This window comes from Staphylococcus schleiferi, from assembly GCF_025558325.1.
GTDB classification, from domain to species: Bacteria; Bacillota; Bacilli; order Staphylococcales; family Staphylococcaceae; genus Staphylococcus; species Staphylococcus schleiferi.
Genome location: NZ_CP094712.1, coordinates 36638 through 61475, shown reverse-complemented (window position 1 = coordinate 61475; position 24838 = coordinate 36638). Strand labels below are relative to the sequence as shown.

At 33.5% G+C, this 24838-nt stretch carries 21 protein-coding genes and 1 riboswitch; of the genes, 5 read left to right on the top strand and 16 right to left on the bottom strand.

The genetic code is table 11. The features are described from left to right. Positions 1–246: 246 nt before the first annotated feature. The 11 genes from MUA40_RS00265 to MUA40_RS00215 form a co-directional block, all read right to left on the bottom strand. The gene (locus MUA40_RS00265; RefSeq protein ID WP_016425781.1) at positions 247–1638 is read right to left on the bottom strand and encodes a cryptochrome/photolyase family protein; all 1392 of its coding nucleotides are present in this window, start codon (positions 1636–1638) and stop codon (positions 247–249) included. A 131-nt stretch (positions 1639–1769) separates the two neighbouring features. After that, the gene (locus MUA40_RS00260) at positions 1770–1979 is read right to left on the bottom strand and encodes a hypothetical protein (RefSeq protein ID WP_016425780.1); all 210 of its coding nucleotides are present in this window, start codon (positions 1977–1979) and stop codon (positions 1770–1772) included. Positions 1980–2005: 26 nt separating this feature from the next. After that, positions 2006–2494 carry a class I SAM-dependent methyltransferase gene (locus tag MUA40_RS00255; RefSeq protein ID WP_016425779.1) on the bottom strand — a complete coding sequence of 163 codons (489 nt, stop codon included), beginning with the start codon at positions 2492–2494 and terminating at the stop codon, positions 2006–2008. 650 nt (positions 2495–3144) lie between these two features. Continuing rightward, positions 3145–4035 carry a 3-hydroxyacyl-CoA dehydrogenase gene (locus MUA40_RS00250; protein ID WP_037559526.1) on the bottom strand — a complete coding sequence of 297 codons (891 nt, stop codon included), beginning with the start codon at positions 4033–4035 and terminating at the stop codon, positions 3145–3147. Between the two features lie 610 nt (positions 4036–4645). Beyond that, the gene (locus tag MUA40_RS00245) at positions 4646–6073 is read right to left on the bottom strand and encodes a sucrose-specific PTS transporter subunit IIBC (protein ID WP_167732999.1); all 1428 of its coding nucleotides are present in this window, start codon (positions 6071–6073) and stop codon (positions 4646–4648) included. Between the two features lie 25 nt (positions 6074–6098). Beyond that, on the bottom strand, positions 6099–7061 hold the full coding sequence (locus MUA40_RS00240) for a carbohydrate kinase family protein (RefSeq protein ID WP_016425775.1): 963 nt from the start codon (positions 7059–7061) through the stop codon (positions 6099–6101). Next, entirely contained in the window at positions 7061–8539 is a 1479-nt protein-coding gene (locus tag MUA40_RS00235) for a glycoside hydrolase family 32 protein (protein ID WP_016425774.1), read from the bottom strand. The genes MUA40_RS00240 and MUA40_RS00235 overlap by 1 nt, the downstream gene beginning before the upstream one ends. Before the next feature lie 70 nt (positions 8540–8609). Then, positions 8610–9590, bottom strand: coding sequence for a LacI family DNA-binding transcriptional regulator (locus MUA40_RS00230; protein ID WP_016425773.1), 981 nt, complete (start codon positions 9588–9590; stop codon positions 8610–8612). A gap of 276 nt (positions 9591–9866) precedes the next feature. After that, positions 9867–10529: an ABC transporter ATP-binding protein gene (locus MUA40_RS00225; RefSeq protein ID WP_016425772.1), complete on the bottom strand. Its 663-nt coding sequence runs from the start codon at positions 10527–10529 to the stop codon at positions 9867–9869. Between the two features lie 15 nt (positions 10530–10544). Then, positions 10545–11594, bottom strand: a complete 1050-nt coding sequence (locus MUA40_RS00220; protein WP_016425771.1) for an ABC transporter permease — start codon at positions 11592–11594, stop codon at positions 10545–10547. A 259-nt stretch (positions 11595–11853) separates the two neighbouring features. After that, positions 11854–12030 carry a hypothetical protein gene (locus MUA40_RS00215; RefSeq protein ID WP_262569661.1) on the bottom strand — a complete coding sequence of 59 codons (177 nt, stop codon included), beginning with the start codon at positions 12028–12030 and terminating at the stop codon, positions 11854–11856. Positions 12031–12094: 64 nt separating this feature from the next. Continuing rightward, a riboswitch (SAM riboswitch) is annotated at positions 12095–12197 on the bottom strand. A 219-nt stretch (positions 12198–12416) separates the two neighbouring features. On the opposite strand from MUA40_RS00215, the gene MUA40_RS00210 reads away from it, so the two are divergent. After that, the gene (locus MUA40_RS00210; RefSeq protein ID WP_016425769.1) at positions 12417–13397 is read left to right on the top strand and encodes a tRNA dihydrouridine synthase; all 981 of its coding nucleotides are present in this window, start codon (positions 12417–12419) and stop codon (positions 13395–13397) included. A gap of 156 nt (positions 13398–13553) precedes the next feature. On the opposite strand, the gene MUA40_RS00205 is transcribed toward MUA40_RS00210, so the two are convergent. After that, positions 13554–13706 carry a beta-class phenol-soluble modulin gene (locus MUA40_RS00205; RefSeq protein ID WP_016425768.1) on the bottom strand — a complete coding sequence of 51 codons (153 nt, stop codon included), beginning with the start codon at positions 13704–13706 and terminating at the stop codon, positions 13554–13556. Positions 13707–14205: 499 nt separating this feature from the next. On the opposite strand from MUA40_RS00205, the gene MUA40_RS12085 reads away from it, so the two are divergent. Next, positions 14206–14448 carry a helix-turn-helix transcriptional regulator gene (locus tag MUA40_RS12085; RefSeq protein ID WP_081635183.1) on the top strand — a complete coding sequence of 81 codons (243 nt, stop codon included), beginning with the start codon at positions 14206–14208 and terminating at the stop codon, positions 14446–14448. Between the two features lie 16 nt (positions 14449–14464). Continuing rightward, the gene (locus MUA40_RS00200; protein ID WP_016425767.1) at positions 14465–14707 is read left to right on the top strand and encodes a hypothetical protein; all 243 of its coding nucleotides are present in this window, start codon (positions 14465–14467) and stop codon (positions 14705–14707) included. 461 nt (positions 14708–15168) lie between these two features. Here MUA40_RS00200 and MUA40_RS00195 read toward each other — a convergent pair whose 3' ends face one another. Both MUA40_RS00195 and MUA40_RS00190 read right to left on the bottom strand, forming a co-directional pair. Continuing rightward, the gene (locus MUA40_RS00195) at positions 15169–15741 is read right to left on the bottom strand and encodes a helix-turn-helix domain-containing protein (protein WP_126496488.1); all 573 of its coding nucleotides are present in this window, start codon (positions 15739–15741) and stop codon (positions 15169–15171) included. 255 nt (positions 15742–15996) lie between these two features. Next, positions 15997–16557: a TetR/AcrR family transcriptional regulator gene (locus MUA40_RS00190; RefSeq protein ID WP_126496487.1), complete on the bottom strand. Its 561-nt coding sequence runs from the start codon at positions 16555–16557 to the stop codon at positions 15997–15999. Positions 16558–16697: 140 nt separating this feature from the next. On the opposite strand from MUA40_RS00190, the gene MUA40_RS00185 reads away from it, so the two are divergent. Further along, positions 16698–17423 carry an ABC transporter ATP-binding protein gene (locus tag MUA40_RS00185; protein WP_016425764.1) on the top strand — a complete coding sequence of 242 codons (726 nt, stop codon included), beginning with the start codon at positions 16698–16700 and terminating at the stop codon, positions 17421–17423. Next, positions 17423–18508, top strand: a complete 1086-nt coding sequence (locus MUA40_RS00180; RefSeq protein ID WP_126496485.1) for an ABC transporter permease — start codon at positions 17423–17425, stop codon at positions 18506–18508. Before MUA40_RS00185 ends, MUA40_RS00180 begins: the two co-directional genes overlap by 1 nt. A gap of 591 nt (positions 18509–19099) precedes the next feature. On the opposite strand, the gene MUA40_RS00175 is transcribed toward MUA40_RS00180, so the two are convergent. Both MUA40_RS00175 and MUA40_RS00170 read right to left on the bottom strand, forming a co-directional pair. Next, a complete protein-coding gene (locus MUA40_RS00175; protein WP_262569657.1) occupies positions 19100–23341 on the bottom strand; it encodes a helicase HerA domain-containing protein in 4242 nt (1413 codons plus the stop codon). A gap of 65 nt (positions 23342–23406) precedes the next feature. Next, positions 23407–24726, bottom strand: coding sequence for an ISL3 family transposase (locus MUA40_RS00170; RefSeq protein WP_016425360.1), 1320 nt, complete (start codon positions 24724–24726; stop codon positions 23407–23409). Positions 24727–24838: the final 112 nt, after the last annotated feature.

The following is a 24838-nucleotide window of genomic DNA, read 5'->3' as shown; positions in this document are numbered from 1 at the left end:
ATTTTCGAAAGGTCAAATTGAGACAATTAATGGCGTCGCACTGGATAATCAAACGTCTCGATTTTTCACTCAATCTGACTTTCTCCCGTACTCTTCAGCATATTTCACTTGTGTCTCGGCTTTAATTGAACGTAATTTGTAATAAGATTAAAGGAAATTAGAAAGCAAAACATAAGATATAGATAAAAAGCAGGACAGTGATCGTATAGATGGCTGTCCCCTTTTTTATGTTGTTAAATATCAAAATTAAGTTCCGTTACTTGGCCCTATTTTTTTAAATTGCTGCATGACATAATCCCTGCTTTTTTTATGATCTACAATCGCTTCGGGATAGTCTTTACCAATTTCAATGTTATGATTTTCTTTTATTTGCGCTTTGTATTGTGTTGGATTATGAATCCATTTGTGATGCACATCGTCTAATACGCCTAATTCGGTTTTGATAAAATAACCATTCGGGTCAAAACGTTCACTTTGACGTATAGGATTAAACATTCTGAAATAAGGTACGGCATCTGTACCCGTTGACGCTGACCATTGCCAACCGTGTACATTCGAGGCATTATCATAGTCTAAGAGATACTGTCTAAAATATGCTTCACCCCAAGTCCAATCAATAAATAAATGCTTCGTTAAAAACTGAGAAACAACCATTCTCAAACGATTGTGCATCAGTCCTGTACGGTTGAGCTTCTTCATTGCGGCGTCCACAATCGGATAGCCCGTCTGTCCACTTTTCCACGCATCAAAGCGAGATTGATCGTTCGACCACTGCATTCCTCGATATTTTTCAGAAAAAGATTGAGTTGCCGTTTGTGGATATTTTGTCATTAATACATAATAAAATTCACGAAACATCACTTCTCTTATAAACGCTTCGTAATTGATTTCATCACTATCGTAACCTGCTAACAAATCATTAATAACCTCACGAATATCGAGTAAGCCATACGCTAAAAATTGACTTAAACCACTTACAAAATCTTGTGAAATATCATCTGTACGCCTTTTATAATCAGATATATCTGTATTTAAAAATGCCGCCCAATCTTGACGGGCGCTTTTTTCCATATTTTCACTATCATTGATCTGCAAATGCACCTGATTTGTGCCTTTTTCTGCAATTTTGGCGACCTGCTTGTGTGCATCCGCTTTATAACGGCTATGTACTAAATTTTTACGATTCGCTTTATAAAAACTAGTCAACACTTTATACGGTTGTTGTTGCTGATTCAATGTTTGTGAGGGTTGAAAATAGTGATTAACGCGTTGCCCGATAACTTTAACTTGATGCTTTTCAAAAGTACGTTTCATATGAGGATAGTCATAAACCGATTGATGATAACTCATGATATCTTGAGGCATTAATACGTGAGATAACGCTAAATTATCGACGAGCACACCTAATTGGTCATAATTAAGAATATGGGGGTATATCTCATGTTGATTTAAAGCATGTACAAAACCTTTAACCACTTTTTCATAATCATCACGCTTCACACTTGCTGCATCAGATAAATTTTCTATCGGTAAAATAAAATAAAGCTGATCTATCTCATGTTGATGCTGAATCACATATTCAAATAATGGATTATGTTGCATTCTAAAAACTCTATTAAGTATCACACCTAGTCGCATACAAAGCCCCCTTTATTTCTTTATTGCAAATTCCTTCACTGACGCATCCAATAAATTGATAACCTTCTTATGAAATCATTTCCCGGGAAAAATCCAACTTAGACATTGTTTTAAAGTTAAATCTAATGAAATTAGGCTTTAACACTCCAGACACCAAATGCGACATCTCTAATAAAGGCGGCGTTCGTTACGTTTAATTCTTGTTCCATTTGCTCTTTCAATAGGGCTAAATCTAATGATTCATCGATGACTTGATGCTGAATCATTCTTTGATACATCATTTCAGTAAGCCAATACAAATCACTGCCCGAGGTCGTGGATTGTACTACAACTTCTGACATCACATGGGGTGCTTCAAAACCCGCTTCTACAAACTTTCCATAAAGTTGTTGCCCGATATGAATATTACTTCTTGTTCTATCGTCTGTAAAACACGTTTTAAAGCTAATTGATGTAAAGGGAGGGCGTCTCCACCATAGCCTGAATTTAATGCGTCACTTTCTTGAAAAGCTATCACACCCCCTGTTGTCAGATGTTGAGCCAGTGCTTTTATCGCTTTCACCGCATCGGGTAAATACATCAACACACGACGTCCTACAATCGCATCGTAAGTGCCAAGTTCTTCTAAATGATAAATATCCCTATTTAAAAATGACACATTATCAAATTGGTTTTGAGAACGGGCTATATCCAACAATTGCTGATTCACATCTATACCTGTAACACTCCCCGTATCGCCAACCCTCTCTAGAATGAATACCGTTACTTCGAGCCTGAGACAAAATTGTCTTAATAATCGATGAAATCCGAGATTTTCGTAAAAAACGAAAAATCTCGGATTTTTTCCTTTTATCATCAGTTTAGCCGCACTAGATGCGACTCATTTCCTTAGGCACCTCGTTAATTTAGTTTTTGTTGTGATGAATTAAATTATACGAAAGTGCCTTAATTTTTTAAGTATAATGGTGAATGATTACATATATAAGCGAAGTATTTATAGCGAGACTCCTGAGGGAACAGGACGAGCCGAAGACTACAGGCTGAGGCTGTCCCCTCGGAAAGCGAGCCTATATAATACGAAGCATGACAATAAAAAGGAAGCTCGAAGACGATTTTTATCAAAATCATCTTCGAGCTATTTATTTTGGTATTTATGTCCCAGGCTCTACTTCACCTGGTCCACATCCAGCATCTAAGACGTGCATACCTTCAGAAATACCTGCTTGTTCTAATAAACGTAATGTAAAGTCATTGCGCATCCACTTCACCCTTTAATCTATTTTTATACATAGTTCGTTGCTATCGATTGATTAAGTATCATTCAATTTCATTGTAAATCATTATACGCAATCGTACAGCGTTTAAAACATCCACAAAAAAAAGAGAGTGTAACAACGAAATGAAATCCATTTCTATTGTTTCACTCCCTAATGATTGGACACATGCTTTGTGCCACAATTTAATTAGTGCAAGTTTTCCAATATTTTGATATGACAATTCGACTTATTAGTCGTTTGCGTTTTTAAAGAACTCTCGATATGTTGGGTTTGGATATTTATAGAAACCTTCACCTGTTGAAGTTCCTAATTTACCAGCATCCACATATTTTTTCAACATTGCAGCGGCACTTTCCATCTGTGGGTTGTCTACTGAAGCCATTTTAGCAATATTGTAAGCTGTTGTAAGTCCGACGATGTCTAACATCGCAAATGGACCTGCTGGTGCGCCTGTTGCTGCCATCCAAGAGCGATCGATATCTTCAATTTCTCCGATACCATTTGCGTATAAAAGTTCAGCCGCATGAAGTAATGGTACTAATAAAGAGTTTACGATGTAACCCGGTTGCTCTTTTTTAACGTGAATCGGTAACATTCCAATTTTTCCAGAAAAATCAAGTAATTCTTCTTCATATTTTCTATCCGTTTCAGAATGCCCCATCACTTCAGCTGTATTGTTTTTCCATACTTCATTAGCAAAATGCAGTGCTAAGAATTTTTCTGGACGGCCTGTATACTCTCTAAAGTCACTTGGTAACATTGTAGAAGAGTTTGTCGCAAAAATTGTTTTTTCAGGTGCAACTTCTGCTACTTTTTGATAAAAATCAATTTTGATTTCTTTAACTTCAGGAACTGATTCAATCATTAGATCGGCATCAGCAACTGCTTTTTTAAGATCTGATGTTAATGTTAAGCGATTGATAGATTGCTCAGCTTGTTCAACATTATTGAAGTAATCTCCATAAATGCCTACTAATTTATCGAGCTTAGCTTTCCCTGCAGAAACCGCTTCCTCATTAATATCATATATGACTACATCATAACCATGAAAGGCTGCTTGAAACGCAATTTGACTCCCTAATACGCCAGCACCCATAACTGTTACGTTTTTAATACTCATTAAATCACCCCAAAAATATATTTTGTGTAAAGCTGTTTTAAATTTAGCACCTAACATAAATTTTTAAAAGAAATCAGCTCTAAAAAATGGTCAAAAATTTAATAATCTTCTCATTCAATTAAGCTTGATTTAAGTGAGCCTAAAAAACATTTTCTCAATTACTATTTTTATATAATAATGTAATTATTCAGGGTAAAAAAAGAAAGAGAATATATGAGTTGAGCTAGCTCTATACGCCTTCATTGGGTTCATTAGAGGATTTTTTAACTAAAGCTTATTTATAGCGCTTTGACTATAATTTTTTAAGTGGAGAGAGTTAGAAAGTCATATAAACAGGCGAAAATTAACAACATTATTTTATAAAATTTAATTATCTTTAATTAATTTTTTGAAATAATAATCGTTTAAGCACCTCGTTTTTTAAAATTTTTCCAAAAAATTTGAGGTGTGTTCACCATTTTTTAGATAAACGAGGTGCCTGTGCAGTTAAAAATTAAAAAAGTGAGATAACGACATCTCATTGATGCTTATCCCACTTCCGTCTTTTTAAATGAGCTAAAAACGCATATTGTTAAATAAATATATCCCCTAATCTGTGGAAGGTCTATATTTATGATAGCGTTTTGGCTTCTTTAATTTCTTCTGCCATTTTATCACTGTATCCGAAGAACCAAGTCAGTATGAAGCCAACCGCAAATGAGACGATGAGTACTAAAATATATAAAGGCAATTGTCCAATGTCTTTAATGAACAACAACATACCCGGTAGTACTTTAATTGCCATTCCAGAAGCTTTGAGATGGAATAATGATGCCAAGAATCCGCCAGCAGCACCTCCAACTAATCCACAAACAAACGGTTTAAAATATCTTAAATTTACACCGAATATCGCCGGTTCTGTAATACCTAAGAAAGCTGAAAATGCTGAAGGTAAAGCTAAAGCTTTCAATTTCTTTTGACGTGTTTTAAGCCCCACTGCAACCGTTGCAGCACCTTGTGCAGTCATCGCTGCTGAAATAATCGGATTAAATTCATTATATTTGAATTCTTCTAACAATTGAATTTCCATAAAGTTAAAGATATGATGCACACCCGTTACAACGATAATTTGTTGGAAGAAGCCTATAAGCAATTCGGCAATTCCAAACGGTAAGTCTAGAACCCATTTCGTACCTGCTAAAATAACTGTTTCTAATCCATGGAATATAGGCCCGATAGCAAAAAGACCTAATGTAATCATAACGAGCAATGTTAAGAAAGGCGTCACGATTAAGTCGATAGCATCTGGGATGCGTTTACGTAAAAACTTCTCAAATTTTGCGCCGATAAGACCGACAAAAAAGGCCGGTAGTACAGAGCCTTGATACCCTACGACAGGAATGAGACCCAAAAATTTAAGCGGGGCCGCGGAACCTTCTCCAACTGCATAAGCATTCGGTAACGCTGGGTTTACAAGCATAAGTCCTAATACAATACCAAGTACGGGGCTGCCGCCAAACACTTTAAAAGCACTCCACGCCACCAGTGCTGGTAAAAATGCAAAAGCTGTATCTGTTAAGACTTGGGTAAACAGAATAAAATTCGGCGAGATATCCTTAGGTGTCATCCCCATCCAAGACAAAATTTGCTCTTTGACGAGCACACCACGCAATCCCATAAATAAACCTGTCGCAACTAGTACAGGGATGATTGGAACAAATACATCTCCAAAAGTTCTAATCGCGCGTTGGAACATATTGCCTTGTTGACCGCCCTCTTGCTTCACTTCACTAGCTGAATGACCTTCTATCCCCAAACTTTCAGCCGCATGATAAATTTTATTTACCGTCCCTGTACCAAAGATCACTTGGTATTGTCCTGAGTTATAGAAAGCCCCTTTCACTTTATCGGTTTGCTCAATTTTATCTTGATTGATTTTTTCTTTGTCATGAAGTACGATGCGTAGTCGTGTCGCACAATGTGCAATCGACTTGATATTTTCTTGCCCTCCAACAGCCTCTATGACTTGTCTTGCGATTTGTTTATCTGACATGGCCATGATACAACGCCTCCTAGATTTCTATTTATGATTTCATGAATTCGTTAACTTCTGCGAGCGTAGGTAGACTTCCGATAGCACCTTCCTTTGTCGTTGATAATGAAGCGACAGCATTACTAAATGACAACATAGACTGTGCGTTTTGTTGAATATAGTCAAATGATTGATTACGGGCTTGTCCGGTTAATAACTGATAAATGATTGCGCCAATAAATGCATCTCCTGCACCCGTCGTATCTTGCACTTTTGATTTATATCCTTTATGTTGGGCAATCTTGCCTTGTTGTGTATAAATGGATGCGCCCTTTGCCCCTTCTGTATAAATGATGACTTGCGTATTCCCTTTGAACAATTGTTGAATTGACGCTTCATCCTCACTTCCTGTTAAATAAACCAGTTCTTCGTCTGCGATTTTAACGATATGGGCTTTTGGCATAAAGGCTAAAACTGTCTTTTTCAATTCATCGACAGAAGGCCATAGCGGAAATCTTAAATTCGGGTCAAAAATAATCGTGCCATTGGCTTTTTCCATTTGTTCAATCGCTTCGATATGCGCTTTTTTCATTGGCGAAGGGATAAGATCAACAGAACAAAAATGAAGAATATCATCTGCTTGAAAATTCAAATTAAGTGTTGATGCCTCAAGCAACATATCAGCTGATGGTTTACGATAAAATGCAAAATCACGCTCTCCTGACGCGGTTAAGCTTACAAATGCGAGCCCTGTATTCGCTTCATCTGTCCGACTAATAGAAGTGGTATCTACACCTTGCTTTTGTAGCGTTTCCTCAATTAAATCTCCGAATGCATCTTGACCTAATTGCGTAATCAGTGCTGATTCCCTGCCAAGTCGTGAAACACAACTGGCTACATTTGCAGGTGCCCCGCCCACTTGAGGCTCAAATCCTTTCACATCTTTCAGTTCAACGTCTCGTGTCTGTGGAATAAAATCAATGAGTGCTTCTCCAATTGCATATAATTTTGCCATTATTGCCCTTCTTTCAAATCATATTTTGTAATATCAAGCATCACATGGCCACCTTCAGAATGAATACGTATCCCATCTGATGAGACTTTCGGGAAAATTCTAGATGTCATTACCGCATAGCCATCATTAAGAAAAATTTCTACACTCGATGTATCGACATAAATTTGTAAACGATAAAGTGCATCCGACAACGTAACTGAACGGGTTGTACCCTCAACCTGACCTGGTAATTGCCCACTCCATGTTCGATCAAGCGTAAAACGTTGCATATCGGATTCATACGTCAGCCGCGTATATTCCTCTTCTGATTGTCTAATATCCATATGGAACCCTCTTGATTTATTTTCTAAAACATCGATACTTAGCTCATAGTGCGTTCCAGTGAATTGTTGTAACGTTAAAGATGAATCTGATATATCAAAAGCAGCTTGTACTTTCGATTGTCTTAATTGTTGAAGTGCTTTAATCGGCTGCTGAACGAGATGATGATTTTGCACAGACAAGACTCTTGGAATTGTTAAGCAATGCGCCCAGTCATCTTGGTCTGTCGGATATGTCGTATCGGGTAACCCCATCCAACCGATTAAAATTCTTTCATCATTCGCACCCATCATCGTTTGAGGCGCATAAAAATCAAATCCATGATCTAATTCATTAAAGTCATCATGCATCAATTCAAGTGTGTCAAAATTTAAAGCCCCCATTAAATAACCGGATTGATAAATATTTCGAAAAGAATCGCCTTGTTGTGCTACACCTTGTGGACAAAATAGAACGATGTCGTGCCCGTCTAAATTGAAATAATCTGGACATTCCCACATATAACCGAACGATGGATATTTTGTCTTTAGTTCACCTTTTTGATGCCAATTGTTGAAATCCTGAGAGGCATAAACGACAATCGCACCCGTCATATTTTCACGTTGTGCGCCTATAACAAAGTAATAACTTTTATGCTTTTCGTCATACCACACTTTGGGGTCTCTAAAGTGTTCTGTATACCCTGTTGGCGGTCCTTCTATCATTGCTTGCTTATCAACGGCTTCTTGTCCCTTTAACGTGGACACCACTTGATACGGAACTCTTGTCCATGATTGCGTTCTATGATTGCCTGTATAAACCAGTTTCACTTCATTATCAACAATTATGGCCGATCCGCTGTATGCGCCATGTGAATCATACACGGTATCAGGTTTCACTGCAGGACCAATTTGTGTAAAATGCACTAAATCAGGGGATGTCACATGATACCAGTACTTCATTCCATGAACCGCACCAAAAGGATGCCACTGGTAGAATATATGGTATAGCCCATCATGATAGACAAGCCCATTCGGATCATTTAATAACCCTGAAATAGGTTGAATATGAAAAGCTTGGCGCCACTTCGCATGTTTGACCTTCTCTGTCAGTCGTTCCATCTCTTCAGCTGGCACATCTTCCAATGTTCTATACTTTAATGCTCTCGTCCACTCCATCTCGCACCTCTTTTTTTGGAACCGGTACCAAAATATTTCAAAAAAAGTAAAATGCTTTACACTGCGAATTTTACTTTTTATAACGATAAATGTCAACGCTTTCTTTTTCGTCGATATAGAAATCCATGCGCTGAACTAATGGTACTTTTTCACCTTCTAACAATTTCATCATAGACAATGCTGCAATACGACCTGTCTCTTCGTAAGGAAAAACAATTGTTGTAATCATAGGTGTGACAATCGATGTTGTCTCATAACCACCGAATCCAGAAATTGACAATGACTTAGGCACATCCATTTTTAAATCCAGTGCTACTTTTAACACACCTAATGCGATATTGTCTGTCGCACAAATCACCGCTTCGTATTCATGAATCACTGATTTTGCTAACGCCTGTGCATCGCTCAATTTAAACGATGTCGTATAAATATCAGCCTGTTGATCCGACTCCGCTAGCCCATCTAAGACACCCCGACGTCTATGGATCCCAACCGCTTTATCGGACGCATCCACACCAAAGTAGGCAATGCGTTTAAAATGACCCGATCCAAAGTAACGCCCTATCAACCGGCCTGCTTCATAATCATTTTGGACAATCGAAGGAATCCCCTCATAAGACTGCCCCACTAATATCACCGGCACATTAACCGTATGAATCGCCTTCACATGTGCATCTGTAAGTGTCGTCGCAAATAAAATAATGCCATCCACTTTATTCTTCGCAAGTGTGTATATCGCATTAATCTCAAGCTGTTGATCCAAATCGGTATTGACGATCATGGTTTGATATTTTTTAGTTCTCAAATACGTCTCAATCCCGTACAACGTTTGGTTCGAAGCATAAGAACTCAAACGAGGTACAATCACGCCCATCATCTGTGTACGCTTTGCCTTTAAACTTTGTGCAAATTGATTCGGACTGTAACCCGTCTCCTTCACAACACGCTCAATTTTTTGACGCGTCTTTTCACTAATTGAACCGCCATTTAAATATCGAGACACCGTACTCTTCGACACCTGCGCAAGTCTTGCGATATCACTAATATTCATCACGTTCACCTCAAGGTCTATCATAGCATAAATATAGACATCTCAGCGTACCATTCACAACTTAGAACCTATGTAGTTTTAAACCCTCTAAACCATTAGATACGCGTAATTCATTGGTTAGTGATTGTCTCATCGCTATCACATATTTATCTTATTATATCTCGCTAAATTTCTTATCATTAGATTCAAACCTTCAAACGCAAGATTTTTCATAGCTTTTTTGTTGATTTTTGAATCCATCGTTACCATTATAATCTACTCTGACCCTTCATAGATTTAAGTTGCTGATAAGACGCCATCTTCCATATAGTAAACTTTATCGCAATATGTCGTAAGCCGTTCGTCATGTGTCACGACAATGCATGTTTTATTTTTTTCTTGTGTCTGTTCTTTTAATATTTTCATCACTTCCATAGCGTTTTGTGTATCTAGAGAGGCTGTCGGTTCATCAGCTAATATAATTGAGGGTTTGGTGTACAATGCTTTGGCTATTGCGACACGCTGTTTTTGACCTCCAGATATTTCACTAGGCAATTGATTTTCAATGTCTTCAAGATTTAATTGTGCCATCAATTGTTGATATTCTTGTGTGCTTAACACGTCTTTTTTCTGTTTTTTTAATAATTGAAATTGTTGCTTTACCGTTAAAAATGGCACAAGATTTGTCGCTTGCAAAATGAAGCCAATCTCCTGCATCCGTGTATGCGCCAAGGCTTTTTGAGACATCCCTGAGACTTCCTTACCATTAATGAGAATTTCACCAGAAGATGGCGTTTGGAGTGCGCCTGCCATCGTTAAAAATGTGCTTTTCCCAGAGCCTGAGGGTCCAATAATCGCAATAAGTTCGTTTGATTCAAACTTAAGGGAAGTCGGTTTGACAGCTTCTATTTTTTTATTACCATCTCGAAAGTATTTCGTCACATTTTTGAATTCTAACATTTCTTACACACTCCTTTAGCCAATAGCTTTTAGTGGATCCACTTTTCTAATCGTTAAGATTGAGAATAAACTTCCTAATAGTGATACAACGATAAGCACAACACCGTATATCAGTAATGTGACGATATTAAATTTAATAGGCACAACACTTGGTAGAAATGCACTTGTGATTAAAGTTAAAATAAGCCCTATCACTGTTCCAATCACTGCAATAATCAAGGTTTGTGATAAAACCACTTTGGCTAAGTAACCATTTGTAAATCCTTGTGCTTTTAAAACACCAAACAAATTCGTCTTTTGTAAAGTGATGACATATAAAAATATACCTATCACAGTTGCTGAAATAATAAATAAAAATGAAATCATAAAGTTTAAAGTTAAATTCTGAGCTGTATAGCCGGGTAAGTTTTTAATAAACTTATCAATCCCAATCGCTTCTAAATGCGCATTTAAATCTTTTTGATGCCAATTTTGATCACGTACTACAATTGCATTAACCTTAGATTCATCTAAAGTCGGATTAATCTTCTGTATCGTTTTTTGGTTAGAAAAAAGCACTGGAGAAGCATTATATTTCGCACTTTCACTAAATCCCACTATTTTTAACTTCTCGTCAGATTTTGAAAGTGATAATTGATCGCCTACTTTAAATCCCTTTTCTTTTAAAGTTTGATCCGCAACGACTTCATCATTAGATTTAAACATCTTGCCTTCAATGATTTTGGGTATTAGAAAAGAATTTTCAGCCACACCAAACAACAACGCGTTTTCTTTATGACTACCATTTGAAATAATGACACCTGACTGTTTTAAGGTTGCTTGTTGTTTGTACGATTCTGGAACATCCTTTTTATTAAACACAGATTGTTCCACAGTTTGGTTAGCATCTTTATTTAAAATAATCGCATCTGCATGCCACTTATCGATACCTTCTCTATTCATATTCATTAAGCCACTCGCTAAACCTGACAGTAAAAAAAGCAAATAACTAATCATCATTAACACACCAATAATCAAGCTGAATTTCAGCTTATTTCGTTTAATTTCATTCCATGCAAGAAACATAAGTGCCCCCTTTGGATTCATAACAGCCTATGTATTTTAAGTACATGAAGGAAAAGGCTTAAAATCATTATGTATCAAATTATACCCTTCAACATTCAAAAATATCTAGAATGTATCTTTTTCATTAAAAGAAAACACTATATTAGAAATTTGTATTTTTTTAAATGGATTCTGTTTTGACTATAAAGAAAGCCCTAAGATGATTGTTAAAATCATCATAGAGCTATTATTTTTCCATCTTTAACAATGACTATGGAGACTAATTTGTGATTTTCAGAATGGTATCTTTATTTTTATAGACATCAATCTGGTCACGAATTTGAGACTTAATTTGATTACGCATGGCTTGTTTTAAGATACTGCTCGAAGCGTTATTAGGTTGATACTGGTCCCAATATTCTAATTCTGCATATAGTTCACGACACGTTTTCATCATATAACCACCTTTAAAATGATATACAATAAAATAGCTCTTCAAATTAAGAAGAGCTTTACACATCTTCTCATCTTTCAGTATTAAATACTGTTGGAATTAGCACATCGCATTTTAGCTGTTGCTGGAGTTTCTAAGGGCCAAATCCCTCCACTCACTCTTAATAAGAGAACTATTTTATTAATCTCATTATAACATAAAACTATTTGAACATGGCCATTTAAAAATCTACAAATTTAATATAGATTGAAAAATAAGTAGTAAATCAAAATAATTAGACTTGCACCTAGTTATTTGACACATTCATTTTGTATATATTTACTCTCTGTGGTAATATCATTATGCGTAAAAATGCGAGATACTAATAAAGAAGAAGGTTTAAATATATTATGAAGGAAAATTTTTGGCGTGAATTGCCGCGGCCATTTTTTATTTTGGCACCTATGGAGGATGTGACGGATATCGTCTTTCGTCACGTTGTGAGTGAAGCAGCAAGACCTGATGTGTTTTTTACTGAATTTACGAATACTGCAAGTTTTTGTCACCCAGAGGGCATCCACAGCGTTCGTGGTCGCTTAACTTTTAGCGAAGACGAACAGCCAATGGTGGCACATATTTGGGGCGATCAACCTGAACAATTCCGTGAAATGAGTATCGGCTTAGCTGAAATGGGTTTTAAAGGTATTGATTTAAATATGGGCTGTCCTGTAGCAAACGTCGCCCAAAAAGGTAAGGGCTCTGGACTTATTCTAAGACCTGAAGTTGCTGCTGAAATTATTCAAGCTACTAAAGCAGGTGGGCTACCGGTAAGTGTTAAAACACGTCTAGGCTATTACGAAATAGATGAGTGGAAAGATTGGTTAAAACATGTTTTGGAACAAGATATCGCAAATTTATCCATCCACCTTCGTACACGTAAAGAGATGAGTAAGGTTGATGCACATTGGGAGTTAATTGAAGCCATTAAGAACTTACGTGATGAGATTGCGCCAGATACATTATTAACGATTAACGGCGATATTCCAGATCGACAAACAGGGCTTGAACTTGTCGAAAAATATGGTGTCGATGGCATTATGATTGGTAGAGGCATATTCCATAATCCGTTTGCTTTTGAAAAAGAGCCCCGTGAACACACTAGTAAAGAGCTATTAGATTTATTGAGATTACATTTATCATTATTTCAAAAATATAACAAAGATGAAGACCGTCAATTTAAAAGTTTACGTAGATTCTTCAAAATATATGTGCGTGATATTAAAGGGGCGAGCCAACTTCGCCATCAATTGATGAATACTGAATCTATCGCTGAAGCACGCGAACTACTCGATGCATTCGAAGCACAAATGGAAAATCGTACACTAACTTAAAATAATGAATTAATTTTTCTTTTATGTGCCCAACACGAGGGGTTCAGTTCAAAAATTATACAACCTTTTTTAGTTGTAAAAAGAAGGCTAGGCATTTTAAAAGTACCTAGCCTTCTTTTGTAAATCTTACATAAGAATAACTATGTAAGCTACAACTTAATAACCGAATGCATGTGCAACATCTTGAAGAATGCCACCAGCACTAGCAACGATATTCACGATGCTTTTAGCTAATTCAAAGTGATCACCTGATTGAGCAGCTGATACTGTGTTAGCAATTGCTTCACCTAATTTTGAAATATTTTCCACTTTTAATTCCCCCCTTTAATCAATCTATATATAGTGTATCATCTCTTTTTTAATAAAATTAAAATTCAATATTAAGGTTTTGTAAAATAATGTGGTTTTTAATTATATGTCTATAATAACCATTTGCATATATATTATTTAATATATATCAATTTGTTCGTAATTGTAATCTATCTTTTAACAGCGTCATTTTATGATCATTAGAATAGTAAAAATAGGTCTTATGAATATATTGAAAAATGCTCATAAGAAGTTTTCTAATTGCTTTGAAAAGATAAATTGTTTTATTATTGCTCCGATAATATACCGGATAACAGTATAACAAATATTGAAAACGTGCTTATTGTAATGAATAGCAACATTTATCAAAAACAATATTTTCATTTCTATTACAATATGGATGAGGTGGTAAGGTATAGATGAGGAAAGTATTCATAAAATTATTCAGCTTGTTGAAGAGAATCTACTTGAGAACTATGGTCTAGATGACTATGTACAGATGACGGGTTATTCTAAGTTTCATTTGATGCGAATTTTCAAGAAAAAGACAGGCTACACATTCTACAATTATATTTCAAGTAGACGCATTGCTCATGCATCACATTATCTACTCTATACAGATATGAGTATCATCGATATCGCCTTTATGCTTAATTTTCAGTCTCAAGAGGCGTTCTCTAGAAGCTTTAAAGCAGTTTACGGTTTACCATCGCAAGTTAATGAGGGGTATTTCATAAATTAGTGAGAAGGAAGTAGATATGACAACAGAAGATATTAAAGGATGGATTATTTCTGGAACCGCACCTCAAATGTATGAAGTAAAGCTTGATTCAAGAGAATACCATAGTGGCAAACAATCTGCATCAATTCATGAAGCGTCTTCGTATAATGAGAATACATTCGGGACATTGATGCAAAGTATCTCTTCTCAGGACTATAAAGGTCAGCGCGTGAAATTCTCAGCATTCGTTAAGACAGAAGCTACAAAATTTACCTACTAAGCCAATAAACTTGAACTTTGAAGATGATAGCAGTGCGTTAAACTATTTTGTTAAAGATTGTAAAATTCTTTATCGCTGTCCTATACTTTCTCCTAATAGCCAGATTTATCTATTGGATAGGACATTTTTTCTTTGATTATGACTTGTTATGGTTTAATGTTCCAGATATCCCTTATGGAACAACGATAGTTAACATCATTCTTATAGTAACGGTCGTAACACTAGAAGAGATAGAAGAACATATGGAAAGAAAATAAAAGCAGCAGATGATGTCATCTGTTGCTTTTGGGTATAGCGGTATAATGTTTTAGATTAAAATACTTCATTTATTAACCTCTAGATTTTACTCACCAGTCATATTTTGATATCCCCCATTACACAGGACACATAAAGTGAAAAATTGAGTGGAAGTGTTTTTTGTGATTGGTAAAATATTAAATGAAGATTTATCAGGTGTTCCTTTATAATAAATCAAATAAAAATATACTGATTAATACTAGAATTAAAAAGATTGCTACAAAACTTATAACTGTTACTGTCTTTTCAATAAAGTATTTTGTGTTGTTTCTGTACACTATAGTTCTCTTCTCCCCATTTTCCATATAATCCAAGATTTCTTTATACGTTTGAACATCATATTTTTTCTTCAGTCGCTCAATCTTTAAAGAGAAATAAAACGAAATTATCCATAAAATAGCTGGAACTAGCAACCCAAACCATCCATCACTAAATTTTAAGGCTGCCCCTAGTGCAATAGCACTCAATACTGTAAACAATATCATTAATTTTGCATACTTATCCATATTACTAAGATCTATTGCATTCTTCATTTTTAAAACATCTCCTTTAACAAGTTCATCTAAAGAAACGTTAAACAAGGAAGTAAGCGCAATCAAATTATGGAGGTCAGGATAACTTCTCTCATTCTCCCAATTAGAAATGGTTTGGCTTGATACATAGATCTTTTCTGCTAATTCTACTTGAGATAGTTTATTTTCTTTTCTGTAATATCTAATCTGATTGCCTACATCCACATATAACAGCTCCTTTATAATCAACATAACCTGTTAAAGCGTTTCACACCATCTAATGTCTTTATAATATAGTAAAAAAGAACTATGTATGTACTTATAGCTCTTATTTCCCAGGAAATTTATGCTTATTTAATGATTATATCTCCAATTTTTTTCTTTCCCTTGAAGCAATCTGTATTTTTTAATATTACGTGAATCTATTAATTTACATAACCACCGTAATAGGCTTGTATTTGTGACAAACAACCATCTTCATTAAACAAATACTGTTTTGAAAATCTTATCTATAATAACTGTCAATTCTTTAGGAGATTCTATTCCTCCTCTTTGGACCCAATCTTGTAAAATACCAAAGATTGCATTACTCATAAATATGATAAGAAAATATTTTTCTTTATTTGTTAGTGAAGACGTATCCACTATCGGTACTAAACGAACTTCAATATTTTGTTGTAGATTCTTCTTCATATCTTGGTGAATCATATAAGCACTATGATCCTTCAGGAGTAACAGTAATAATTCTCCATCATGAATCCAAAAATTTAATACATATTCAAAAAATTGCAGTCGCTGATCAAATTGAGCGTCTTTCAACTTTCTTTTAGCCTTTTTCATCACTGATGTTTGATATTGATACAGGAAGTCCTCTTTATCTTGATAATGTTGATAAAAAGTCCCCCTACTAATATTACTTTCACGACAAATATCTTTGACAGTTATCTCCTTATAAGATTTAGTTTTTAATAATAGAATCATACCTTTTTCAATTTTCATTAACGTTTTATACACACGTTTATCAATGATTTCTTCATACATGAGTTAACCTCTCCTAAACATTATTGAACATTTATGAATGATATGTCTGATTATTTCAAATTTACGCGTTCAATCTAAGAAAAATAATTTATATTGAATATACAGTAATTAAACACAGTGTCAAATAAGGAGGTCATAACATGGCTCGGACTATCGCGAAAATAACCAATGCCGTTAAGTTTTATGATAAACATAAAGTTTTAGATGATATTAGTTTGAATATTCAAGAAGGAGAGTTATTAGGACTAATCGGACCAAGCGGATCTGGTAAAACTACCACAATTAAGTGCTTACTGGGGATGGAAAAATTAAATTCAGGGCGCACAGAAGTATTTAATCATAGCATGCCACACCGTCGTGTATTAAGCCATATTGGCTATATGGGACAATCTAACTCACTCTATGAATCATTATCTGCAAAAGAGAATCTAAACTTTTTTGGTCATCTCGCAGGACTTAAAGGTAATCAATTAACAGAAAGTATTTCTAAAAACTTAAGTTTGGTCAACTTAGAAGATGTATTAAATAAAACAGTAAACACCTTTTCAGGAGGTATGAAGCGTCGTTTATCGTTGGCAATTACGTTATTATCTAATCCGAGCCTTATTATATTAGATGAACCTACTGTTGGCATTGATCCTAAACTTAGACAACAAATATGGAGTCAATTGAAGAATTTAACTCAACAAGGCAAAAGCGTCATAATAACAACGCATGTTATGGACGAAGCAGAGCGTTGTGACAAAATAGGACTCATCGTAGAAGGTCGGCTTTTCGCACTAGGCACACCAGAAGAATTAAAACAGAAATTTAAAGTTAAAACGATTGAAGAAGTCTTTATAAAAGCAGAGGAGGTTAAACACTAATGAAGCTTTTAGCAATGATTCAACGTGTCACAATTGAATTACTTAAAGATAAACGTACATTAGCACTTATGTTCTTAGCACCATTATTAGTGCTTACATTAATGTATTTTATCTTTAATTCTGATGAAGACACATCTTTAAAAATTGGAGTGGCCGACTCTGTATCGAACAAAATCACTGATCACATCACAAATGATGACATTAAATTGAAAGATTTTAAGTCTAATTCTAAAATTAAGTCTAAAATTGAACAACATCATCTCGATGCATTTATTTATCAAGAGCATCAGACTTTACATGTCATATATACCAATGAAGATCCAAGTAAATCCAGTTCAATTAAGCAATTACTCCATCAGTCTATTCAAAAAGATAAAATGGATAATGTAAAAAAAGTTTTGAATTCCTTACCACAATCCAGTCAAAATAAAGGTTCTGAAGACATTCAATTAGACAATCGTTATTTGTACGGGGATAAGAATAGCAACTATTTTGATAAAATGTTTCCAATTCTTATGGGATTCTTTGTCTTTTTATTCGTTTTTCTTATTTCAGGTATCGCCTTATTGAGAGAACGCACAACTGGAACTTTAGAACGAGTACTTGCTACACCAATTAGAAGAAGTGAAATTGTTTTTGGTTATTTGCTAGGCTATGGCATCTTCGCTATCATTCAGACTTTAATCATTGTATTTTTCTCAATCTATTTATTAAGTATCAATTTAGCAGGTAGTCTAGTGTATGTCTTACTCGTCAATATTTTATTAGCAATCACCGCTTTAGTAATGGGAATATTTATTTCCACATTTGCTAACTCAGAATTCCAAATGGTTCAATTTATCCCTATTGTTGCTATTCCACAAGTATTCTTTTCGGGTATCTTCCCACTAGAAAATATGCCATCTTGGTTAAGTAATATTGGATATCTATTTCCACTGCGCTATGCTGGTGATGCTTTAACTAACATTATGATTAAGGGCCAAGGATGGTCTAACATTTGGTTCGACATCCTTATACTTTTTGTTTTCATCATTTTATTTATTGCTTTAAATATCATTGGCCTTAAACGATATCGCAAAGTATAATACATCAATAATTATGGTGAATTGAGATTATCACTTTCTAGCAGTTTGAAAATGGTAAATCACTTTTCATATATTTAATACTTGAAATAGAATGTAATTTCTTTTCTATTCATTAGCAAGGAAATCTATAAGCTATAAGAGAAAAATAATTAAAAAATGCGGGAAAAACAGCATTTTTATTCCGTCATTTTCCTACATTTTTTAACCGCCATTTACACAACCAAAATAAACTCTTAAAAGAGTTTATAAGTGCAGTATTAAATTAGCTTTTTTGATGCGATTGAGAAATGCGATTCAGGCAATCCCATTTACGACTTTCTTTTGGTACTTTTAGAGAATTGAATATTTTGTCTTTAAAAAGCTTTTCTGATTGATTTTTTTACTCATAGAAAAAAATCGGACTGATGAAATTGAATCACTAAGTCCATCAGTCCAATCTATTAAATCAGTATAGCATGTCTACTTATACTATAAATTATGGTTTTATGTAGTAAACAGCCTTCAAAACCTTCATATTTGAAGACATTTTCTACAACTCAAAAAAATTCAGCTCGTTTTATAATTAAAATAAAATTATAATCTTATGATAAATTATCTTTTGCTAAAAGGGCTAACTTTAATTTTTTCCACTATTTTTCTTAGCTCACCGTTGATATTTGCATATCCGTTAACTAGACATTCGCCTTTACCTAATTTTGAAAGATCATTTTCTAGTTGCTTTCTTATATTATTATCTGAGGTAATCATTTTACTTATAAAATTAATTTGATCTTCAGGAGGTGCAAAGTGTATTTGAAGAGCAGCATTAAATAAAGAAGAAATATCCCCACTATTTTTTATACTGCTTATTGATTGTGTAGCTAACCATGAAGACCAACCAAACTTTCTTCCTTCTTTTAATATCTTTGTGGTAGGAGAACTTTCTTTATGGTTAAGATTTTGCATCTCATCCAACAATACTGGTATTGGCGTGTCCTTATCGCCATTACTTTCAGTATAATTATATAAATCCCATAAAATGAATTCTGTAATAATTTTTTGAATATCTGCTACATAACCTTTTAATTGAAAAATATGCACTTTTCCTTGGTTGCTAAATATTTGATTCCAAGAAAAGTTATTTTTGTCATATAAAAATGGATCCTTATCGAGCAATTTACTTATTCTACCCACAAGTTTTAATGACGAGTTATCTTCACTTTCAATAAGTCGATTCTTAAGTTTAGTAAACGTAAAACTTTCTCCGTATATATTTAGCCCTTCTATAATAGCTTCCTTCAATAAACTACTTTGTTGTATACCCAAATTAAATACAAAGTCTATATTTTGAACAACTCTATCTGCTACATCATCATTTTCTTCAGGAACTTTAAAACCACCTAAATCAATTTCTTTCTTTTTAAAAGGATTAATTGGTAACTTATCTTTAAAAATATATTTATTTACTAAGTCATCACCTAAAGTTTCCACAAAATCACTCTCTAATTGATGTAATAAAAATCCATCGGTATAATCAATAACTAAGCTATCAATCTTAGCTTTTGCCATCTCATATAATAAGCATTGCATGAAATACGTTTTTCCTTGGCCAGATTTACCACTTATTAATAGATGTCTATTTGATAATTTAGGATTGCCATATTCCCAGTATAAAGTTTGGTTACTCCCCACTATACTACCCAATGGGATACGTATATTTTTCAAATCTCTATTTTCATTTTCTATATCTAATAAATACTCTTCTTTGTTTTTATCTTTCTCATTGCCTAATATTTCTTTCTCAAAATTTAATTCGCTACTTTCGACATTTATTTCTTTTAGTTTGTCATTGATTTCTTTCAATGGTTTGTGTTCATCTTCAACTATTGGATATATATTATTAGAGTTTTTAACTTCATCAACATACTGCGAAAGCAACAGCTTTAAATCTATACCTTTAGTACCACTAGCCACTTCTTTCTTAACTTTGCTTAATGATTTTTCTGCATCTTCGTAGGCATCTAATTGATTATAATGAACTTCGATGACTTTATCTTTTTGATCTATCAATACTTTTCTGTATGGATTTTCTTCTGTAAATAGTACAATCATACCTTTACCATAATTTTCATTAATTGCACTTGAATACTTAATTTGATTATTCATTATCGTTGATTTGTCGTTAAAAATCTTTAGATAGTCTTCGCTATCAATAACTCCATTTTCCAGGAATTTTTTTAAGTTACCAAAATAAAGATTTAAGAAAAACTGTCTATAAAAATTTTGATTTAACTTTTCTTCTGAATCAATTATTATCTCTTCATTTAATAAATTATATAAATGTGAGACTTGAGACTTAGCTTTAGAAACAACATTACTATTGTTTATTCCAACTTTTACTTCTACTGGCATAAAGTGAACAGTTACTTCAGACTTGTCGTATTCCAATCCAATAAATAATAAATCATCCGATATAGATCCTTGATAGTTTAATTCTTTTGCCGAAAAAATGTCTGAACTGGATTCAAGACCTTGTTGTCTACTCACCCTTATTATTTCTTCTAAAGAAATAGGTATCCATTTAATATAATCATTATCTAAAATTGCTAAAACTTGTTTGTATGCAGAAACAATACTTAGTTTCTCTTTTACAGAATTATTAGTAGCATGTCCACGTGATGATTTACTTCCAATAACTTTTAATAACCATTCGCCGTTTAGGATGTTAAAGGAACGTATAATGTTTTCTATATTTTTAGGCTCATAATTAACATTAACTTTGTATAAAAATTCTTTTAAAATATTACTGTATTGCATAGTATTATTTGTTACAGTTATAGACTCATAATTAAAGGAAGAAGTTTGATCATTATAGTGAATAATATATAGATTATAATCTTCATTATTAAAATAGGATAAATCTACAGATGGGTCTATAAAGGTAACCCAGTTGGTGTTATTGAATACTTCTTCTAAATTTTGATTTTCAATACTACTAATATTATTAACAATACCCTCATTAACTTTATAAGGATTTAAATGATGATTTTGATTATTCGAAACAAAGCTATTCCAAAGTTTTGCACTATTAATTAATAAGTAATCATCTGAAATTCCCTTAATACCAAACCCAGAGAGATAAGTATCGCCCAATTGAGTATAACTTACACTAGAAAGTAAGCCTTTGTTAGTAACAGATGATTCTATTTCATTCAAATTGTTAAAACTAAATTTAGGTGGCTGATTAAAATTAAAAAATGTTATATGCGTTAATATCTTGTTATTAGTAGTAAAAATATTAATTTTTCTTTTTAATAATTCAATAACATCTTCTTCTTCAAACTTTCTTTTGACTTTACTTGGTACAGAAATATCAAATAAATCATTCAATTCATTATAAGATAAAATATTGTAAAAATTAAATATCTCATCAATGTTTTCGCTTTTGTCAAAATAAGCATCTATCGAGTTAACTTTATATAAATTAGAAGCACCTTTAAGCTCTTCAAATATATAATCTATTATCCCTTGTATAGCCACCTTTTTATCTTTTATTCCAGAAAATTTAACCTTAAACGAAAAATTTGGATTAACACTGAATAAATAATTAAAATGCACCTTAAAATCAAACATTCTTGTTTTTATAATATATCTCATTTTTTCTGAAGTCATTTTATTAGAAGATTCATATGGCTTATATATTAGCCATCTAAAGTTGGAATCAGATACTTCTGAAAAATAAAAATTACTTTGATTATCTACATAATAAGGCAGTAAACTTGAAGGATTATACTTAACAAAGACTTTTTCGTTTGTAACACCTTGCATAAAAGATTTAGTTTTTTCAATTTCATATCTAACAATTAAAGGGTGTAGCGCTGATAAATAGATATTTTCGTTTTTATAAACAACTCCTAATTCATGGAGGTTTAATACCTTTTTATCAATGATTTTTTCATTATCTTTTAAACCGATTAAAACTTCTTCAACAGCTTTACAATATTTTTCTGCACATTCTATTACTTCTTGATCATAATATAATAAACTTGGTAATGTATTTTTGGATAAAATTAATTCACAAAAATTTGTATAGGCTTCTAAAATTTGATTATCTAGTTCAAGCTGTTTCCCAGTCATTATATCGCTTTCAAATCTAATGGTCATATAATTTTCTTTAATCATTTTATCTTCGATTTTTATAGTTTCTTTAAAATCATTGTATAGGTAAAACTCTTCTGTACCTACTTTAACTAAATTCTCATCAAGACTTCCAGATACTTGTTGATTATATATTAACCTTAATAGACTTATGCTACTCAAAGGAACAGGCTTATTGAGAACTTCTTTCAACTTGAATTTATAGGATACGTTATTAATTTTTAAAACCATATAAATGTTATCATTATCCTTTTTTACTAGGGGTGAAAAATCATAACTGGAATAATCTTGTGGCGAATAATTTTCTCCAACTTCATTTACTACTACTTTATGCTCATTACATTCATTTAATTTCAGCAAGCTATTTACTCCAGCTATACTAAATTCAACCTTTTTATCCTTATTATCATATTTCAAATTATATTTAGTTTTAATGTGTCCAATCAATTTTTCTTCAAAATTTATTAATAGTATTTTAAATTTAAAAGATAGTGAGCTACTATTATTATGTCTATAAGTGAATTCGAAATAATACTCATTTTCAGAGTCTAACTGGCTTAAATCCAAAACTAAGTCGCTTTTATTACGGGTAGAGAATTTAATGTCGACTTTTTTATTATTACTTAAATCTAGTAGTTTAATACCACGAGTAACAATATTGTTTGTATTTATGTCAATTATCCTACTAAAAGGCAAAATAAGTCTGTTTATTGACTCTTTATTGGTTCTTTGTCAACGTCGGTTGGCGAGACGATAACGCATTAAGCAACGTTATTTTGTTGTTTAATGCGTTTTTTATATTCACTTACAAATACCTTGGAAATGATTAAGATTCGATTCCTAAAATTCCAGAAATTTCTATAACCATAAGAAACCCGTTTAATCAGTTTTATTTTATTATTAATGCCCTCAATTGGCCCATTCGTTAAATGTGGATAACGCATCGTATTTGAGATATAGGGCAAATATTTGATGAATGTTTGAATGACGCGCTTGAGTCCTTGTGAAATATCTTTTGTTTTTGAATCCTGTAAGATGAAGCGTAATTGCTGGATATCGTTTACTTTCAGAGCACTTAAAAGACGATGCCCCGTTTCATATGTCTCTTTGAGCCTCTCATCAAGCTCCAATAAATACTGAACTAAACTGTATTGACTCTGCCAAGACTTAAAAAGTCCGTATGACTGATATATCATTCGATCTAAATCTAAGGGCGCTTTTAATAGTAACTTCCAATAACGCTTTAATTTATTATATTGAGGTCTATCTTTTGTCCTAAAACCATTCATAACTTGAACTCGGCATCGATTGATTTCACGATTGATAGCCTGCACGATATGAAAGCGATCCATAATTATCTCCGCATGAGGAAATAAGTCTTGAATGAGTGCGATATAAGGTGGAAACATATCTATAGAGATGGTTTTCACTCTTTCACGTTGCTTTCTAGAGAACTTTAAAAAATAGGCTTCTAATTTATGTTTGCGACGATCAGGTAAAATATCGATGATATCATGGGTTACACTATCACAGTAAATAAAGCTCATCGCACCTTCGACATCTTTCGTTGATTTGAATTCGTCAAAAGCTAAGTGCTCCGGTAAAACATGATGTGCCTGCGTCTTCACCGAATCACTTACCTCTTTTAAATGGCGATGGACAGTTGAAGGTGATACACATAGACTTTCAGCGACATCCTTTTCAGAGATGACTTTAGATAGTTTCCGGGTCATCATGCGTTTGACCTCATTTGAGATGGTACATCGGGGTTGAATATAGGGTGTTTGAGCTGTAAAGGTTTGTTGACAAGCTTTACAGTAAAAGCGCTGTTTCTTCAATTTTAAATAGGCAGGTCTTTCAAAAATTAATCCCATATAAACTTTCGTTTTACGAAAGCCATGTTTAATAATTAAATGGGCATCATTTTTAATTCCACAACACGCACAAGCACTGGGATGATATGTCAATTGGCCTTCGTATAATAATGCCTTTACGTTTTTATGTACATCTAATCCTAGATTTTGAGTGATTTTTAAATTTTTGACTTTAATTCCAAGCATTTCTGATATATCATTACACATAGGCACAATATCTCCTTAATCGTTGGTTTGGTCACTTACAATTATAGAGATATTTGTGCTTTTTTAATATCAAAAATTAAAATAACGGTCAGTGAATATTTCACCAACCGTT